This window comes from Bradyrhizobium sp. sGM-13, assembly GCF_018398875.1.
In the GTDB taxonomy this organism is placed as follows: Bacteria; Pseudomonadota; Alphaproteobacteria; order Rhizobiales; family Xanthobacteraceae; genus Bradyrhizobium.
Window position 1 is genome coordinate 47,745 of record NZ_JAGWDK010000006.1, and the last position, 17,126, is coordinate 64,870.

Below are 17,126 nucleotides of genomic sequence, written 5' to 3' on the forward strand. Positions count from 1 at the left end.
TTTGAACCCTTCACACTACCTTGCCGTGTGGGGGGGCAGAATGTCTGGCGTTACTTTCAACCGCAAACGGGTCAAACTCAAGAAGCTTCTGGGAATCCGGGCGCGGCTTGCGCTGCTCGCCGTGATGTTGGTGGCGCCCTTGATGCTGGAACGGGTCCGTTCGCTCGAAGACGCGCGCGCCAAGCAGATCGCGATGGCTTCGGAGGAATACGCCAACACTACGCTGCACACTGCGGAGACCCAGCGCGAGGTCGTCTCCTCGGTCGAAACCATGCTGAAATCGGCCGCCTATATCCGCGCATCCAGCGGCATCGGGCGCAGTTGCGAAATCTTGCGCGCCAGCCTGCCGACCAACCTGCCCTGGATCCGCAGCATCATGATCGTCAGCAAGGACGGCGCGGTGCAGTGCTCGACGCTGAACATGCTGGTCGGCCTCAACATCGGCGACCGTGAGTATTTCCGAAAGGCACAACAGACCCGCGACTTCGTCTTCAGCGATTATCTGTTCGCCAGGGTGAGCAATAGACCGATCCTGATGGCGGCCTATCCGGTAGCCGCAATTAATCCGGAAGAAGACGCTGTGGTGGTCGCCGGCATCAATCTCGACTGGATGTCGAAGATCATGGCCAAGCTCGGCGGGCGACCGGGCATTTCGGCGCTGCTGGTCGACGGCGCCGGCGTCGTGCTGGCTGCGCCGGCCGATGAGGCCAGCATGATTGGCAAGCCGCTCAACAACGTGCCGCTGCTGACGGCCATCGCTCACAAGGCACTCGTTTCCGACACCCCGATGGGTTCGCTTTCCTTCACCGCAGCCGACGGGTCGCAACGCGCGATCAGTTTCGCGCGCATTCCCGGCACGCAGTCCCGCCTGATCGTCAGCATCGATGAGGCCAAAATCACGGCGGAGATCAACCGCGATATCCGCACCGCCTATCTGCAACTCGGACTAGTCTGCCTGTTCGTGCTGCTCGGTGCGCTGATCGGCGCGGAAAAGCTCATCATCAACCCGATCGAAGTCATGACCGGCATGGCCAGGCGATTCGGCGAAGGCGACTGGTCGGCCCGCGTCTCGCATAGCCGCCTGCCGTCGGAATTCATGCCGCTGGCCCGCGCCTTCAACGCGATGGCGGCGCAACTCAGCCAGCGCGAACGCGAGCTCGTTGCCACCAACGACCGGCTCACCGTGATGGCCTCGATCGACATGCTCTCCGGCCTCGCCAACCGGCGCGGCTTCCAGAGCCGGCTCGATTTCGAATGGATGAAGGCGCAGCAGTATCATAGCGAGCTGTCGCTGCTGATGATCGATGTCGATCACTTCAAGCTGTACAACGACACCTATGGCCACCCGGAAGGCGACGCCTGCCTCACCCGGATCGGCGAAGCGCTGGCCGGCATCGCCGCCGATAATCTGGGCTTTGCCGGCCGCTATGGCGGCGAGGAGTTCTGCCTGCTGCTGCCGAACACCGGCCTTCAAAAAGCGCTGGAGATCGGTGAATCTGTGCGCGCCACCGTTCAAGGTCTCGCCCTGCCGCATATCACCTCGAGCTACTGCACCGTCACCGTCAGCGTCGGCGTCGCCGCAACGCTCCCGAACGACGCCCAAACCCCCGGCGAGCTGATCGAGGCGGCGGATGCCGCCCTCTACGCCGCCAAACACCGCGGGCGAAATACCGTGGTCGAGCACGGCTTTGCAAAGCTGGTAGACCAGTCGGGGATCGCGATGGCCGGGTGAGCGGACGCTCCACGCCATCGGCTAAAACGCCCCATCCCACTGTCCCAACCCGTTGACCCCGCGGCCGCTTTTGTGGCCTAGTCCGCCGTCCTCTGGACGGGACCCAAATCCACAAGAAGCCTGCGATTCCATGACCTCCGAACGTTACAACGCCCGTGATTCCGAGCCGCGCTGGCAACGCCAGTGGGACGAAAAGGCGATCTTCGCCTCGAAAAACGACGATCCGCGGCCGAAGTACTACGTGCTCGAGATGTTCCCCTACCCGTCCGGGCGCATCCATATCGGGCATGTCCGGAACTACACGCTGGGCGACGTGCTGGCCCGCTTCATGCGCGCCAAGGGTTTCAACGTGCTGCACCCGATGGGCTGGGACGCCTTCGGGCTGCCGGCCGAGAATGCTGCGATCGAGCGCAAGGTCGCGCCCAAGGCCTGGACCTACGACAATATCGCCGCGATGAAGAAGCAGTTGCGATCGATCGGGCTGTCGCTCGACTGGTCGCGCGAATTCGCGACCTGCGATCCCAGCTACTACAAGCATCAGCAGAAGATGTTTCTGGACTTCTTGCGCGCGGGACTGGCCGAGCGCGAGAAGCGCAAGATCAATTGGGATCCGGTCGACATGACCGTGCTCGCCAACGAACAGGTGATCGACGGCCGCGGCTGGCGCTCCGGCGCCGTCGTCGAGCAGCGCGAAATGAACCAGTGGGTCTTCAAGATCACGAAGTACTCGCAGGAACTGCTGGACGCGTTGGATGGGCTGGATCGCTGGCCGGACAAGGTCCGGCTGATGCAACGCAATTGGATCGGCCGCTCCGAGGGTTTGCTGATCCGCTTCGCGCTCGATTCCGCAACGACGTCGGCCGGTGAGACGGAGCTGAAGATCTTCACGACGCGTCCCGACACGCTGTTCGGCGCAAAATTCATGGCGATCTCTGCCGATCATCCGCTGGCGCAGGCTGCGGCTGCGAAAAATCCAAAGCTCGCCGAGTTCATTGCGGACGTGAAGCGAATCGGCACCGCGCAGGAGATCATCGACACCGCCGAGAAGCAGGGCTTTGATACCGGCATCAAGGCTGTCCACCCGTTCGATCCGAGCTGGAAGCTGCCGGTCTATGTCGCGAACTTCGTGCTGATGGAATACGGCACCGGCGCCATCTTCGGCTGCCCCGCGCACGACCAGCGCGACCTCGATTTCGTCAACAAATACAATCTCGGCAATACGCCGGTCGTCTGCCCGGAAGGCCAGAACCCGAAAAGTTTCGTCATCACCGACACCGCCTATGACGGCGATGGCCGCATGATCAATTCCCGCTTCCTCGATGGCATGACCATCGAGCAGGCCAAGGAGGAAGTCGCGAAGCGGCTGGAAAAGGAAATGCGCGGCAACGCACCCGTCGGCGAGCGGCAGGTGAACTTCCGCCTGCGCGATTGGGGCATCTCCCGCCAGCGCTATTGGGGCTGCCCGATCCCGGTGATCCACTGCCCGAAATGCGACGTGGTGCCGGTCCCCGACGACCAGCTGCCAGTGACGCTGCCGGAGGATGCCACCTTCGACAAACCCGGCAATGCGCTCGACCATCACCCGACCTGGAAGCACGTCACCTGCCCGAAATGCGGCGGCAAGGCGCAGCGTGAAACCGACACCATGGACACTTTCGTGGATTCGTCCTGGTATTTTGCGCGCTTCACCGATCCCTGGAACGAGAAGGCGCCGACCACGCCCGATGTCGCCAACCGGATGATGCCGGTTGACCAGTATATCGGCGGCGTCGAGCACGCGATCCTGCATCTGCTCTATAGCCGCTTCTTCACCCGCGCGATGAAGGCGACCGGCCACATCGGCATGGACGAGCCGTTCGCCGGCATGTTCACGCAAGGGATGGTCGTGCACGAGACCTACCAAAAATCCGACGGCTCCTATGTGACGCCAGCCGAGGTGAAGGTCGAGACCGGCGGCAATGGTCGCCGGGCCACGCTGCTCGACAGCGGCGAAGAGGTCGCGATCGGCGCGATCGAAAAAATGTCGAAGTCGAAGAAGAACACAGTCGACCCCGACGATATCATCGCGACCTACGGTGCCGATGTCGCGCGCTGGTTCATGCTGTCGGACTCCCCGCCCGATCGCGACGTGATCTGGAGCGACGAGCGCGTGCAGGGTGCCTCACGCTTCGTGCAGCGGCTGTGGCGACTGGTCAATGAATCCGCCGAAATCGCCAAGGTGGCCCCGGCCGCGCGGCCGGCTTCGTTCGGGGCGGATGCGCTTGGCTTGCGCAAGGCGGCCCATGGCGCGCTGAACAAGGTGTCGTCAGGTATCGAGCGGCTGCATTTCAATGTCTGTCTTGCTCACATCCGTGAATTCACCAATGCGCTGGCCGAGGTGCTGGGCCGTGAGGAGAAGCCGGCGCCGGATCTGGCCTGGTCGGTCCGGGAGGCGGCAATCATCCTGGTTCAATTGTTCGCGCCGATGATGCCGCATCTGGCCGAGGAGTGCTGGCAGGTTCTGGGGCAGCCCGGGCTGATTTCGGAGGCCAACTGGCCCCAAATCGAACGCGATCTGCTGGTTGAAGACACTGTGACGCTGGTGGTCCAGGTCAATGGCAAGAAGCGGGGTGATGTTACCGTGCCACGGGTCGCCCAAAATCCGGAAATTGAGGCTGCCGTTTTGGCGCTCGATGCGGTAAAACTCGCCCTCGGCGGCAAGGCCGTCCGCAAGGTAATCGTAGTTCCCATGAGGATCGTGAATGTCGTTGGCTAGGACCCGGATCGCCGTTCGGCTGATCGCCGTCGCCGCTCTGGCGGCACTCACGGCCGGCTGTTTCCAGCCGATGTATGCCGAACGTACCGACGGCAAGCCCGGCCTTCGCGAAAAGCTGATGGGCGTGGAAATCCCGCCGGTCGACAAGAACAACGCCTCGCGGGAAGCCCGAATTCAGGTCGAAATCCGCAACGCACTGGCGTTCAAGCTCTACGGCAACGCCACCGGCATGCCGCCGACCCATCGCTTGGTGCTGCGGTTCAACACCACCCGCTCTTCGCTGATTCTGGATCCGGCCACCGCCCTGCCGTCGAGTGAAAACTACGGCATCGACGCGCAGTACAATCTCATCGACCTCGCCACCAACAAATCGGTCATGACGGGCACCACGTTCTCCCGCGTGTCCTATGACGTCCCCGGCCAGTTGCAGCGCTTCGCCCGCGCCCGCGCCTTCCGCGACGCCGAGGACCGCGCCGCCAACGAGATCGCCGAAAACATCCAGACTCGGCTCGCGTCCTACTTCTACGCCGGCACCTGATGTTCCGTCGTGGTCGCGCTCCGCGGAAAAGACATCGACGCTTTTCTCGCCCGGCCTGATGCCGGCCGCCCTATCATCCTGCTGTACGGTCCCGACGCCGGTCTCGTGCGCGAGCGCGCCGACGCGCTGATTGCATCGGCGGTCGACGATCCCAATGATCCCTTTTCGCTGGTGCGGCTCGACGGCGACGAGCTGGCCGCCGAGCCATCGCGACTGGTCGATGAGGCGATGACGATCCCGATGTTCGGCGGCCGGCGGGCGATCCGTGTGCGCGCCGGCTCCCGCAGTTTTGCCAGCGGCGTCGATACGCTGGCTGATTCGCCGATCAAGGATTGCCGCATTGTGATCGAGGCCGGCGAGTTGCGGCCCGAGTCGCCGCTGCGCAAGGCCTGCGAGCGCGCCAAGAGCGCAGTCGCCATCGCCTGCTATCCCGACACCGAGCGCGACCTTGCTCGATTGATCGACGAGGAACTACGGACTTCCAATTTGCGCATCGCCGCGGATGCCCGCGCCGTGCTGATGTCGCTGCTTGGCGGCGACCGCCAGGCCTCGCGCAACGAGCTCCGCAAGCTCGCGCTCTATGCCCATGGCAAGGGCGAAATTTCGCTCGACGACGTCATGACCGTCGTCTCCGATGCGTCCGAGCTAAAGCTCGATCCGATCGTCGATGGCGCGTTTGCCGGCAAGCCGGATTTGGTCGAAAGCGAATTCGCCAAGGCGATGGTCGCCGGCACCTATCCCCGCGTGATCATCTCGGCCGCGCAGCGTCAGGCCGCGTGGCTGCATAAATCGGCGCTTGCGGTTGCTGACGGAACGCCCGTCTCCAGTTTGCTCGAGGGCGGCTATCCGCGCTTGCACTTTTCGCGAAAGGGCGCCGTCGAAATCGCGCTGCGCAATTTCAGTGCGGCGCGGCTTGCCGGGATCATTGACCAGCTCGGAACCGCCGCGCTCGACATGCGCAAGCAGGCCTCGCTGGCATCAGCCATCGCGCTACGCACGCTGCTGTCGATTGCGGCGAATGCCAAGCGGCGGGGGTGAGCTATCAGGCGCCAGAATCTCGGCGTCGTCCCTGCGAACGCAGGGACCCATAACCACAGGATCTTGTTGACTAGGAAGGCCGTCGAGCAGTTCGCCTAATAAATTCCGCCGCGGCGTATGGGTCCGGGTCGGGCTTCGCTTGCCCGGGACGATGGAGATATCTCAACTCCCCTTCTCCAGCCGCCGCATCACCTCGTCGAGCTGTTCGAGGTTGCGATAGCTGATCTGGACTGTGCCGCCGGGATCGCGGTGGTTGACGATCACTTTGAGGCCGAGCGCGTCGCTGACGCGTTTCTCCAGCGCGATGGTGTCGGGATCCTTTGTTTTGCCGCCACCGCTGCGCGCCTTCTGCGGCTTGCGCTCTGGCACGCCCTCTTCGTGGGCAAGCGCCTCGGTCTGACGGACGTTGAGGCCTTCGGCGACGATGCGCTTGGCGGCCGCCAGCGGATCGGGCACGCTGATCAGCGCACGGGCGTGTCCCGCCGACAATTCGCCGCTCGCGATAAGAGCCTGCACCTCCGCCGGCAGCTTCGTCAGCCGCATCATGTTGGCGACGTGGCTGCGGCTCTTGCCGACTTCCTTGGCGATGTCTTCCTGGCTCCGTTTGAATTCGTCGGCCAGCGCGTGATAACCCTGCGCCTCTTCCATCGCGTTGAGGTCTTCGCGCTGCACGTTCTCGATGATCATGATCTCGAGCGCGTCGCCGTCGCTGACATCGATGGGAACGATCGGCACCTCGTGCAAGCTGGCGAGCTGCGCCGCGCGCCAGCGCCGTTCGCCAGCGATGATCTCATAGCGGTCCTGCGTGCCCTTCACCGGCCGCACCACGATCGGCTGGATCACGCCGTGCTGCTTCACGGAGGAGGCAAGCTCGCCCAGTTCGGCATCGGAAAATGTCCGGCGTGGGTTGCGCGGATTTGGTTTTAGAAATTCGATCGGTACCTTGCGCTGGTTGCGCGGCCGTTCGACATGCGCGGCCTCGCCGCCGACGTCCCCGATCAGACTTGCGAGACCACGACCCAGTCGCGAACGCGTTTCGTCGGCCATCGCCGCCAACTCCCTAGGATTCACTTGGCTACTCCACTACAGAATTCGATTGCTCGGTTGGGTGGGCAAAGCGACGCGTGCCCACCAGCTTTCGCGACGGCGCGCGTAGGATGGGTAGAGGAAGCGAACCCATCACCATCATCGCGCGCTTTGATGGGTATCGCTGCGCTCAACCCATCCTACATTCCCTCTAATGCGTCCTCAGCTCGCGCTCGCGCTGGATCACTTCCGTCGCAAGCTTCAGATACGCTTCGCTGCCAACGCATTTGAGATCGTAGACCAGCACCGGCTTGCCGTAGGACGGCGCCTCGGAGATGCGGACGTTGCGCGGAATCATGGTGTCGTAGACCTTGGAGCCCATGAATTGCCTGACGTCGGCGACCACCTGGTTCGACAGGTTGTTGCGCGAGTCGAACATCGTCAGCACGATGCCGTGGATCGACAGGTTCGGATTGAGTGTCGAGCGCACCTGCTCCACCGTCTGCAGCAATTGCGACAGACCCTCGAGCGCGAAAAACTCGCACTGCAACGGCACCAGGATCGCGTCCGACGCTGCCATCGCGTTGACGGTGAGCAGATTGAGCGACGGCGGACAATCGATCAGCACATAAGTGTAGTCGGTGTCGGGCGCCGCGTTTTTGTTCAACGCCGCGATCGCATCGCGCAGGCGGAACGCGCGGCCAGGCGTGGTGCCGAGTTCGAGCTCGAGGCCCGACAGATCCATCGTCGAGGACGCGATGTGCAGCCGCGGCACCGCGGTGGCAACCACCGCGTCGCGCAGCGGCGCTTCACCGATCAGCACGTCGTAGGTCGAGCAGTTGCGGTTGCGTCGATCGATGCCAAGGCCTGTCGAAGCGTTGCCCTGCGGATCGAGATCGACGATCAGAACGCGCTCGCCAATCGCGGCGAGCGCGGTGCCAAGATTGATCGCTGTGGTAGTCTTGCCGACGCCACCCTTCTGGTTGGCGAGCGACAGGATGCGTGGATGAGGCGGCGGAGTTGGTTCCCTATCATCTTGATATAATTCATCTAATTCGGTCATGCCCGATCGCCATGTGTGATCGCGGAGGGGTTGCGCCGCTCGATCCGATCGAGTTCGACGATCCAGCCGTGCCCGCCCGTTCGGCTGGAATGGAGTCGCGGTTCAATACTCCAATATTTGGTGGCCTCGGTCAATTCAGCCTCTACATCTTGACCTTTGAGAAACAGCGCTTTCGCGCCACTGCTCACAAACGGTTCCGCGAAACCGACAAGCTGATGTAACGGAGCCAGCGCCCGCGCAGTGACGCAATCGACGCGGCTACCGATTCTATCCACAATATCCCCGATTCCCGCCAAATGCACGGTTGCGACCGCAGAAGTTACGCGGACCGCCTCGCGCAGAAAGGCTGCCTTCTTGGCGTTGCGCTCGACCAAATGGACGTTGGCGCCCGGCGTCTCCGCCAATGCGCAAGCGAGCACCACGCCGGGGAAGCCTCCACCGCTACCGAGATCGACCCAAATTTTTGCGGACGGCGCCAGGTCGAGGAGTTGCAGCGAATCGGAGATGTGACGGGTCCACAGATTCGGAAGCGTCGATGGCGCCACGAGATTCGTTTTGGTTTGCCATTCGATGAGGAGATCGACATAGAGATTCAGCCGCTTCTCCGTTTCACGTGAAACGGGAGTGAGGGCCAGAGCGGCGGCCTTGTCTGAGGGCAGGATTGGGGAGAGGCTGGGGGCGGCGGCCTTCGCCATATTGGTCTCGCTGAGCGCATCAATCGTAGGGTGAGGAGAGAAGCGATATCCATCAATCACGGGAGCACCCGGCGATGGGTATCGCTACGCTCCACCCATCCTATATCCTCGTTTCACGTGAAACAGCCTTTACGCGCTCGCCTTCGCATTCTTGCGCCGCGCCTCGCGCCGGAGATAGGCCGCCAGAATACCTAGCGCCGCGGGCGTCAAACCGTCGAGCCGACCCGCCTGCCCCACTGTCCGCGGCCGCGCCGCTACAAGCTTGGCGCGCGCTTCGTTGGAAAGTCCGGGGACGTCGGCATAGTCGATATCGGTCAGGACCAAACCCTCGTCGCGCCGAAAGGCATCAACGTCGGCGGTCTGGCGCTTGAGATAGACATCGTACTTGGCGTCGATCTCGAGATGCACGGCGATCGATGGATCGATGGCCGAGAGCTCCGGCCATATGCTGCGCAGGGCAGTCCACTCGATCTCCGGGTAGGCCAGCAACTCAAACGCCGAGCGCCGATGGCCGTCCCGGTTGAGTGCAAGACCATGCTTGGCCGCTTCGTTCGGAGTGATCATCAGTGACTTGGCCAAAGCCTTGGCGGCATCCAACGCTGCCATCTTGCCGCGATGCCGCTGCGAACGCGGCTGTCCTACGCAGCCCAAGGCAATGCCCTTGTCGGTCAGGCGCTGGTCGGCGTTGTCGGCTCGGAGCGTCAGGCGGTACTCGGCCCGCGAGGTGAACATCCGATATGGCTCGGTGATCCCGCGGGTCACGAGGTCGTCGATCATCACCCCGAGATAACCGTCAGCGCGATCGAACACGATCGGATCGGCCCCACCCGCCATCAACGCAGCGTTCAGACCGGCAACGATTCCCTGGGCCGCCGCCTCTTCATATCCCGTCGTCCCGTTGATCTGTCCGGCCAGGAAAAGACCCGGCAGGCGCTTGGTCTGCAGGGTCGGCTCCAGCTCACGCGGATCGACGTGATCGTATTCGATGGCATAACCCGGCCGAACCATCTTCACCCGTTCGAGCCCGCGAATGGTCGCGAGGATCGCGAGCTGGACTTCCTCCGGCAGCGAGGTCGAGATGCCGTTGGGGTAGACGGTCGCGTCGTCGAGCCCCTCCGGCTCCAGGAAGATCTGGTGGCCATCGCGATCGCCGAACCGGACAATCTTGTCCTCGATCGAGGGACAATAGCGCGGGCCGCTGCTCTTGATCTGCCCGGAATACATCGGCGAGCGATGCACATTGGCCCGGAGCACCTCGTGGGTCGCTGGGGTCGTCCGGGTGATCCCGCACTGGATCTGCGGCGTCGTGATACGATCGGTCATGACCGAGAACGGCTCAGGCGGATCGTCGCCGGGCTGCATTTCAACGGCGGCCCAGTCGATGGTCGTGCCATCGAGCCGCGGCGGCGTGCCGGTCTTCAGCCGTCCAAGCGTAAAGCCGGCGCGCTCGAACGAGGCCGACAGCCCCATCGCAGGCGCCTCCCCGACCCGGCCCGCCGGCCAGTTCTTTTCTCCGAGATGGATGAGACCGCGCAAAAAGGTCCCGGTCGTGATGACCACGGCTCCCGCCGAAAGCAGCCTTCCCTCGATCAAGCGGATTCCAGCGACCTGGCCGTTCGAGACGATCAGCTCGTCCGCTTCACCTTCGATCACGCTGAGATTAGTGGTCTCCCGGATCGCCGTCTGCATGGCCGCAGCATAAAGCTTGCGATCTGCCTGGGCGCGCGGTCCACGGACGGCCGGACCCTTGCGGCGATTCAACATCCGAAACTGGATCCCGCCGGCATCCGCCACCCGGCCCATTAGGCCATCGAGAGCATCGACTTCACGGACCAGATGACCCTTGCCGAGACCGCCGATAGCGGGATTGCAGGACATTGCCCCGACAGTCGCAAACCGATGAGTCACCAAGGCCGTCTTCGCATCCATCCGCGCAGCCGCGCTCGCGGCCTCACAGCCGGCGTGGCCGCCGCCAATAACAACGACGTCGAAGGAGTCTGCTTGGAAAATCATGCCGCGACTTCTATCGCGGAGTTTGAAAACGCGGAAGAAAGAATTGCTTGGATGTTGAGGTTCGGCTGTTTCACGTGAAACATTCCAAGTCCATGGAACTGTTTCACGTGAAACAGGGTGGTAGGGAAGGCTCACTTACCCACACAGAACTCCCGGAAGATAACATCCAGAATGTCCTCGACATCCACGCGCCCCAAGAGCCGCCCCAGCGAGCGGGCCGCCATGCGTAACTCTTCCGCCGCCAGCTCCTCGCCCCGCCCGACTACCTGCACGCAGCGCCGTAACGAGGCCGCCGTCTCCTGCAAAAGTAAGCGCTGCCGGGTTCGGCCGATCAGGCCAGCCTCGCTTCCGCCGAAGTAATTTTGCGCGAAACCAACCAGGGCCGCGATCAGCTCGGGCAAGCCATCGCCTCGGCTCGCCGAGATCTGAAAACCGCCCTGCCCTGACGCATCGGCCAATGGCCGACCTATCTGTTCGAGATCGATCTTGTTTCGCACGCGCCACACTGGCGCATCCCAATCGTGGTCGGTCGCTGCCCCGGGCGAGTCGGAGAGCCACAGCACGAGATCCGCATCCGCAGCCCGGGTTCTGGCGCGACGAACCCCCTCCTGCTCGACCGGGTCGTCCGTCTCGCGAATCCCGGCGGTATCGATCACCGTCACCGGATAGCCATCGAGATCGAGCTGCATCTCAATGACATCGCGCGTGGTGCCGGCGTGCGGCGAGACGATCGCGACCTCCCGGCGCGCGAGCTGATTCATCAGTGTCGACTTGCCGACATTCGGCGGCCCGGCGATCGCGACGACGAGGCCATCGCGAAGCCGCTCACTCCGCCCCTGCTCCGCCAGGACTTCCTCGATCTCAGCTGACAGCACTTCAACTTTCGCCAACGCCGGCGCGATCAATTCTGCCGGCACGTCGCCCTCGTCCGAAAAATCGATCCCAGCCTCGATCAGGGCGGACGCTTCGATGATCCGCGCACGCCAGTCGCGAGCTCGGTCGCCAAGCAGCCCCTTCAATTGGCGCAGCGCCTGACGTCGCTGCCGATCAGTATCGGCATGGATGAGATCGTCGAGTCCTTCGGCTTCGGTAAGGTCGAGTTTGCCGTTCTCGAAGGCGCGCCGGGTAAATTCACCGGGCTCGGCCGGACGCACATTTTCGAACGCAGAAAGTGCCGCGAACAGCGCGTCCAACACCGCACGCCCGCCATGGACATGAAATTCGGCGATGTCTTCCCCGGTCGCGCTGGCCGGACCCGGAAACCACAACACCACGGCATCGTCGATCGGCCGCTGGCCGACATCATGGAGGAGCGCCCGCGTGGCCATTCGCGGCGACGGCAATTTGCCAGCCAGCGCCGTCACGAGCTTCCCGGCCTGCGGACCCGAGACGCGCACCAAGGCAATCGCGCTCGGTGGCCGGCCCGACGATAGTGCAAAAATGGTCTGGTCCCGCGGATGCATAGCCTATTTGTGCGGGAGGTCCTGAAAAGGCAACGCAGTTTCGATATGAGGTCTGAGGATGCAGGGCCAACATTCCTGACCCTTATTGGAGCGAAGGTGCAGCAGCTATGCTGCAAAATCGCGAGGGGCGCCCTGCCCTGATCTCCAGATGGAAGAAACAATATAAAATTCAATACCTTAAATGGTTAACCACTCAATAACAGCAACTTTCCCGTACTGCATTGGCACCGCAACGGTGATCGCAGCATGAAAAAGGCGCCCCGCAGTGCGAGGCGCCCTCCCCTAAGCCTAGCTTGTCGGCTCAGGTATTCATGGAGTCGAAGAACTCGGCGTTGTTCTTGGTGTTGCGGAGCTTATCGAGCAGGAAGTCGATCGCATCCATCGTGCCCATCGGATTGAGGATCCGGCGCAGCACATACATCTTCTTCAGAAGCTGCGGATCAGTGATCAGCTCTTCCTTGCGTGTGCCCGAGCGCGAGATGTCGATCGCCGGGAAGGTCCGCTTATCCGAGACCTTGCGGTCGAGGATCAGTTCGGAGTTACCGGTGCCCTTAAATTCTTCGAAGATGACTTCGTCCATTCGGCTGCCGGTATCGACCAGAGCGGTGGCGATGATCGTCAGCGAACCGCCCTCCTCGATGTTGCGCGCGGCGCCGAAGAATCGCTTCGGCCGCTGCAGCGCGTTGGCGTCGACGCCGCCGGTCAGCACCTTGCCTGATGACGGCACCACGGTGTTGTAGGCGCGGCCGAGACGCGTGATCGAGTCGAGGAGGATCACGACGTCGCGGCCATGCTCGACCAGGCGCTTGGCTTTCTCGATCACCATTTCAGCGACCTGAACGTGACGCACCGCCGGCTCGTCGAACGTCGACGACACCACCTCGCCCTTCACCGAGCGCTGCATGTCCGTGACTTCTTCCGGACGCTCGTCGATCAGAAGCACGATCAGATAGCACTCCGGATGATTGGCCGTGATGGAGTGCGCAATGTTCTGCATCAGCACGGTTTTGCCGGTGCGCGGCGGCGCCACGATCAGCGCGCGCTGGCCCTTGCCGATCGGCGCGACGATATCAATCACCCGTGCAGAAAGGTCTTTTCGCGTCGGGTCTTCGAGCTCGAGACGGAAGCGCTGATCCGGAAACAGCGGCGTCAAATTATCGAAATTGACCTTGTGCTTGGACTTTTCCGGATCTTCGAAATTGAGCGTGTTGACTTTCAGCAGCGCGAAATAGCGTTCGCCTTCTTTCGGGCTGCGGATGTGGCCTTCGATGGTGTCGCCGGTGCGCAGTCCGAAGCGGCGGATCTGCGAGGGCGAGACGTAGATATCGTCGGGGCCGGGCAGGTAGTTGGCGTCTGGCGAGCGCAGGAAGCCGAAGCCGTCGGAGAGAACCTCGACGACGCCTTCACCGATAATGTCGATTTCCTGAATCGCGAGCTGCTTGAGAATGGCGAACATCAGCTCCTGCTTGCGCATGGTGCTGGCGTTCTCGACCCCGCTCTCTTCGGCGAACGTAACGAGCTCGGCCGGCGTTTTCGATTTGAGGTCTTGGAGTTTCATTTCCCGCATTGGGGTGGTCCTGTGGAGTGTCTTTTAAGAAGGATGCGAAGCTGGCTTTGGGGAAAGCCGGACACGAAAAATGGAAGGTCCGCAGGTCTAAGCAAGGAAAGCGCCGGTGAGGCTTCAAACCTGATGCGGCGGCCGGTCCAATGAAGGAGCCGGAACGCAGCCACATCCGCCTGCGTGGGGTGGGATTTCGACAATATAGAAAATCGGCCGCCGCTTCGCAAGCAGGCCAGAAACCGACCGATCCACGAATAGGTCCCCTAGAACGGCTTCACGATCACCAGAATAACGATAAAGATCATCAAGATGGTAGGTATCTCGTTGATAATACGATAGAATTTCTGGCTTCTGGTATTCCGGTCGGCGGCGAAATCCTTAACCCAGCGGGAAAAAAAGCCGTGGACACCCGACAGGATGATCACCAGCGTCAGCTTGGCGTGAAACCAGCCGGAAGTGTACCAATGTCCGCTCCAGGCCATATAGAGCCCGGCCAGCCACGTGATGATCATCGCGGGGTTGATGATCACCTTCAGCAGACGCCACTCCATCACTTTGAAGGTTTCGGACTGCTTCGATCCGACCTCGGCTTCGCAATGATAGACGAACAGCCGCGGCAGATAGAGCATGCCGGCCATCCACGAGATGACGGCAATCACATGCAGCGCTTTGATCCACGGGTAGGCCGTGATCGTGATCCACTCGTACATTGCAGCCGTCCTGATCTCCGGAACATTCCGATCTTCTCAAGCGTCGCAAAGAAGCTCCGCCAGCGTGGGACGCAAGGCATATCCGCAAAGCACCGCTTCCCTAAACTAATAATTTTAGAATCTTAGGTTTGAGTCTTAGTGACGGTGATTTGGACTCATACAAAACCGTCCAGTCTCTTTGCGAGGCTTGTTCACATTCATCACCACTTCGGGCCGAACACCGGATCGTCGTGATAACACCACGTGCATCAATCGCTTGCGATGTTTTGTGGCCAGCTTATGAAGAGACAAATCCACATCTTCTCACTATCATCGCCGCGAGGCGTTGGACTTGTCCTCGCGTGAGGCCCTGTGAAGAAACCAAGGGTTTTCCCGAGGGTGGCGATCCAGGGCCGGACATCTCGGTTATGCTCCACAGGATTCACAGGAATACACAGGGGTTCTGGTGCCCACGACCGGCAACTATTTTCATCTTCATCTGGTCTCGGACTCGACCGGCGAGACACTGATCACGGTGGCGCGCGCGGTCGCCGCGCAATACGCCAACGTGACGGCAGTCGAACATGTCTATCCGCTGGTGCGCAGCCAGAAGCAGCTCGACCGCGTGCTTGACGAGATCGAGGAAGCACCGGGCATCGTGCTCTTCACATTGCTGGAAAAGGATCTGGTCGCCCGGCTGGAAGCCAAGTGCAGGAACATCAACATACCGAGCCTTTCCATCATTGGTCCGGTGATGCAGTTGTTCGAGGCATATCTGGGCGCGGCGACGACGGGCAGGGTAGGCGCCCAGCACGTTCTGAACGCGGAATATTTCAAGCGCATCGACGCCCTGAACTACACCATGATGCATGACGACGGACAGCACGTCGAAGGCCTCGAAGAGGCGGATGTCGTTCTCGTCGGCGTATCCCGCACCTCGAAGACGCCGACTTCGATCTATCTCGCCAACCGCGGCGTCCGTACCGCGAACGTGCCGTTGGTCCCGGGCATTCCGCTGCCGCACCAACTGGAGACACTGAAAAAGCCGTTGGTCGTCAGCCTTCATGCGACGCCGGAGCGGCTGATCCAGGTCCGGCAAAATCGCTTGCTGAGCATGGGCGCCGATACTCCTAATGATGACTACATCGATCGCCAGGCAGTGGCCGATGAAGTAGCCTATGCCCGAAAACTGAGCGCCAGATTCAGTTGGGCGCAGCTCGACGTGACCCGGCGTTCGATCGAGGAAACCGCGGCGGCGGTGCTAAAACTGTTCACTGATCGCCAGCGGCAGCGGCTTCCGGAATGACGCAGCCGAGATGACCATTTGGCGTGGACAACACCCGCTGATTCTCGCCTCGCAGAGCCGCGCGCGGCAAATGCTGCTTGCCAATGCCGGCATTTCCTTCGACGCTGTTCCTGCCGATATCGACGAACGATCCGTGCAGAACAATTCAGGCCTTTCCGCGCCGGGTGAAATCGCCGGCCTCCTGGCGCGCGAGAAGGCGTGTTTCGTATCGTCGAAAAATCCCGGCCGTTATGTCGTCGGCGCCGATCAGACGCTGGCATTGGCAAGCCGCCTGTTCAGCAAGCCGGCTGGCCGCGCTCAGGCCGCGGAGCAATTGCGGCTGCTTGCCGGCCAGACGCACGAGCTGCACTCCGCCGTTGCGGTTGCCCGCGACGGCAAGCTAGTGTTTTCCGACGTCAGCATTGCCAGAATGACGATGCGGCGCTTGGGCGAGAGCGAGATCGAAGCCTATCTGGATCAGGCCGGGCAGGCGGTCACCACCAGCGTCGGTGCCTATCAGCTCGAAGGGCTAGGCGTGCATTTGTTCGAACAGATCGAAGGCGACCACTTCACCATTCTCGGCCTGCCGCTGTTGCCGTTAATGGCGTTCCTGCGCGGCGAGGGGTTGCTCAATGTCTAGAATCCTTACTTTGCCAACGGCGATCTGATGCGGATCCTGGGACTCACTGGCTCGATCGGGATGGGGAAATCCACCACCGCAAAACTGTTCACCGAGGCGGGCGTGCCGGTTTACGACGCCGACGCAGCTGTTCACAAAATCTATGAAGGCGAGGCGGCGCCCGCCATCGAGGCCGCGTTTCCCGGCACGACGGCGGACGGCAAGGTCGATCGCGCCAAATTGTCCGCCAAGGTGGTGCATGACCCTGCTGCCATCAAGCAGCTCGAGCAGATCGTTCACCCAATGCTCGGCGCGTCCCGCCAGAAATTCCTCGATGAGGCCGAGCGGTCCGGCGCGCCGGTTGTCGTCATGGACATCCCGTTGTTGTTCGAAACCGGCGGCGAGAAACGCGTCGATGCGGTGGTCGTGGTCACGACCGATCCGAAAACGCAGCGCGAGCGAATTTTGGCACGCGGCACCATGACATCAGAGGCCCTCGACGCCATTCTGGCGCGGCAATTGCCCGATGCCGAAAAGCGCAAGCGCGCGGATTTCGTGGTGGATACCTCGTATGGGCTGGACCTGGTGCGCGCGCGTATCCGCGACATTCTGGCCGAGGTTGTTAAGATGCCGCAGCGGCGGACCTGAT

14 protein-coding genes are annotated in these 17,126 nt (G+C 62.0%); 7 read left to right on the top strand and 7 right to left on the bottom strand.

Going from position 1 to position 17,126, the window contains the following annotated elements; all coding sequences use genetic code 11:
- Nucleotides 1-40 precede the first annotated feature (40 nt).
- From KJQ96_RS10815 to holA, 4 genes are all read left to right on the top strand, one after another.
- A complete protein-coding gene (locus KJQ96_RS10815) occupies nucleotides 41-1,732 on the top strand; it encodes a diguanylate cyclase (RefSeq protein WP_213286616.1) in 1,692 nt (563 codons plus the stop codon).
- Between the two features lie 130 nt (nucleotides 1,733-1,862).
- Complete coding sequence (gene leuS / locus KJQ96_RS10820) at nucleotides 1,863-4,487, top strand: leucine--tRNA ligase (protein WP_213286617.1); 2,625 nt, start codon at nucleotides 1,863-1,865, stop codon at nucleotides 4,485-4,487.
- Nucleotides 4,474-5,025 (top strand): LPS assembly lipoprotein LptE, encoded by a 552-nt coding sequence (gene lptE / locus KJQ96_RS10825; protein ID WP_213286618.1) that lies wholly within the window; start codon nucleotides 4,474-4,476, stop codon nucleotides 5,023-5,025. Before leuS ends, lptE begins: the two co-directional genes overlap by 14 nt.
- A gap of 9 nt (nucleotides 5,026-5,034) precedes the next feature.
- Nucleotides 5,035-6,063, top strand: a complete 1,029-nt coding sequence (gene holA, locus KJQ96_RS10830; protein ID WP_213286619.1) for a DNA polymerase III subunit delta — start codon at nucleotides 5,035-5,037, stop codon at nucleotides 6,061-6,063.
- A 162-nt stretch (nucleotides 6,064-6,225) separates the two neighbouring features.
- Here the strand turns inward: holA and KJQ96_RS10835 are convergent, their stop codons facing one another.
- The 7 genes from KJQ96_RS10835 to hemJ all read right to left on the bottom strand — a co-directional run bounded on the left by KJQ96_RS10835 (nucleotide 6,226) and on the right by hemJ (nucleotide 14,594).
- Entirely contained in the window at nucleotides 6,226-7,110 is an 885-nt protein-coding gene (locus KJQ96_RS10835) for a ParB/RepB/Spo0J family partition protein (RefSeq protein ID WP_213286620.1), read from the bottom strand.
- A 190-nt stretch (nucleotides 7,111-7,300) separates the two neighbouring features.
- The gene (locus KJQ96_RS10840; protein WP_213286621.1) at nucleotides 7,301-8,152 is read right to left on the bottom strand and encodes a ParA family protein; all 852 of its coding nucleotides are present in this window, start codon (nucleotides 8,150-8,152) and stop codon (nucleotides 7,301-7,303) included.
- Nucleotides 8,149-8,847, bottom strand: a complete 699-nt coding sequence (gene rsmG, locus KJQ96_RS10845) for a 16S rRNA (guanine(527)-N(7))-methyltransferase RsmG (protein WP_213286622.1) — start codon at nucleotides 8,845-8,847, stop codon at nucleotides 8,149-8,151. Before rsmG ends, KJQ96_RS10840 begins: the two co-directional genes overlap by 4 nt.
- Nucleotides 8,848-8,976: 129 nt before the next feature.
- Nucleotides 8,977-10,860: a tRNA uridine-5-carboxymethylaminomethyl(34) synthesis enzyme MnmG gene (mnmG, locus tag KJQ96_RS10850; RefSeq protein ID WP_213286623.1), complete on the bottom strand. Its 1,884-nt coding sequence runs from the start codon at nucleotides 10,858-10,860 to the stop codon at nucleotides 8,977-8,979.
- Nucleotides 10,861-10,991: 131 nt separating this feature from the next.
- A complete protein-coding gene (gene mnmE, locus KJQ96_RS10855; RefSeq protein ID WP_213286624.1) occupies nucleotides 10,992-12,323 on the bottom strand; it encodes a tRNA uridine-5-carboxymethylaminomethyl(34) synthesis GTPase MnmE in 1,332 nt (443 codons plus the stop codon).
- A 301-nt stretch (nucleotides 12,324-12,624) separates the two neighbouring features.
- Nucleotides 12,625-13,890 carry a transcription termination factor Rho gene (gene rho / locus KJQ96_RS10860; protein ID WP_028348326.1) on the bottom strand — a complete coding sequence of 422 codons (1,266 nt, stop codon included), beginning with the start codon at nucleotides 13,888-13,890 and terminating at the stop codon, nucleotides 12,625-12,627.
- Nucleotides 13,891-14,147: 257 nt separating this feature from the next.
- Nucleotides 14,148-14,594 carry a protoporphyrinogen oxidase HemJ gene (gene hemJ, locus KJQ96_RS10865; RefSeq protein WP_213286625.1) on the bottom strand — a complete coding sequence of 149 codons (447 nt, stop codon included), beginning with the start codon at nucleotides 14,592-14,594 and terminating at the stop codon, nucleotides 14,148-14,150.
- Nucleotides 14,595-15,039: 445 nt separating this feature from the next.
- On the opposite strand from hemJ, the gene KJQ96_RS10870 reads away from it, so the two are divergent.
- The 3 genes from KJQ96_RS10870 to coaE are packed head-to-tail and all read left to right on the top strand — an operon-like array spanning nucleotide 15,040 to nucleotide 17,125.
- The gene (locus KJQ96_RS10870; RefSeq protein WP_065746322.1) at nucleotides 15,040-15,879 is read left to right on the top strand and encodes a pyruvate, water dikinase regulatory protein; all 840 of its coding nucleotides are present in this window, start codon (nucleotides 15,040-15,042) and stop codon (nucleotides 15,877-15,879) included.
- 10 nt (nucleotides 15,880-15,889) lie between these two features.
- Entirely contained in the window at nucleotides 15,890-16,498 is a 609-nt protein-coding gene (locus KJQ96_RS10875; RefSeq protein ID WP_213286626.1) for a Maf family protein, read from the top strand.
- 27 nt (nucleotides 16,499-16,525) lie between these two features.
- On the top strand, nucleotides 16,526-17,125 hold the full coding sequence (coaE, locus tag KJQ96_RS10880; RefSeq protein WP_213286627.1) for a dephospho-CoA kinase: 600 nt from the start codon (nucleotides 16,526-16,528) through the stop codon (nucleotides 17,123-17,125).
- Nucleotide 17,126 lies beyond the last annotated feature (1 nt).

Bases quoted from the DNA above. Each gene is read 5' to 3' on its own strand.
- KJQ96_RS10815 (WP_213286616.1), top strand. From the start codon at position 41: ATGTCTGGCGTTACTTTCAACCGCAAACGGGTCAAACTCAAGAAGCTT.
- leuS (WP_213286617.1), top strand. From the start codon at position 1,863: ATGACCTCCGAACGTTACAACGCCCGTGATTCCGAGCCGCGCTGGCAA.
- lptE (WP_213286618.1), top strand. From the start codon at position 4,474: ATGTCGTTGGCTAGGACCCGGATCGCCGTTCGGCTGATCGCCGTCGCC.
- KJQ96_RS10835 (WP_213286620.1), bottom strand. From the start codon at position 7,110: ATGGCCGACGAAACGCGTTCGCGACTGGGTCGTGGTCTCGCAAGTCTG.
- KJQ96_RS10840 (WP_213286621.1), bottom strand. From the start codon at position 8,152: ATGACCGAATTAGATGAATTATATCAAGATGATAGGGAACCAACTCCG.
- rsmG (WP_213286622.1), bottom strand. From the start codon at position 8,847: ATGGCGAAGGCCGCCGCCCCCAGCCTCTCCCCAATCCTGCCCTCAGAC.
- mnmG (WP_213286623.1), bottom strand. From the start codon at position 10,860: ATGATTTTCCAAGCAGACTCCTTCGACGTCGTTGTTATTGGCGGCGGC.
- mnmE (WP_213286624.1), bottom strand. From the start codon at position 12,323: ATGCATCCGCGGGACCAGACCATTTTTGCACTATCGTCGGGCCGGCCA.
- rho (WP_028348326.1), bottom strand. From the start codon at position 13,890: ATGCGGGAAATGAAACTCCAAGACCTCAAATCGAAAACGCCGGCCGAG.
- hemJ (WP_213286625.1), bottom strand. From the start codon at position 14,594: ATGTACGAGTGGATCACGATCACGGCCTACCCGTGGATCAAAGCGCTG.
- KJQ96_RS10875 (WP_213286626.1), top strand. From the start codon at position 15,890: ATGACCATTTGGCGTGGACAACACCCGCTGATTCTCGCCTCGCAGAGC.
- coaE (WP_213286627.1), top strand. From the start codon at position 16,526: ATGCGGATCCTGGGACTCACTGGCTCGATCGGGATGGGGAAATCCACC.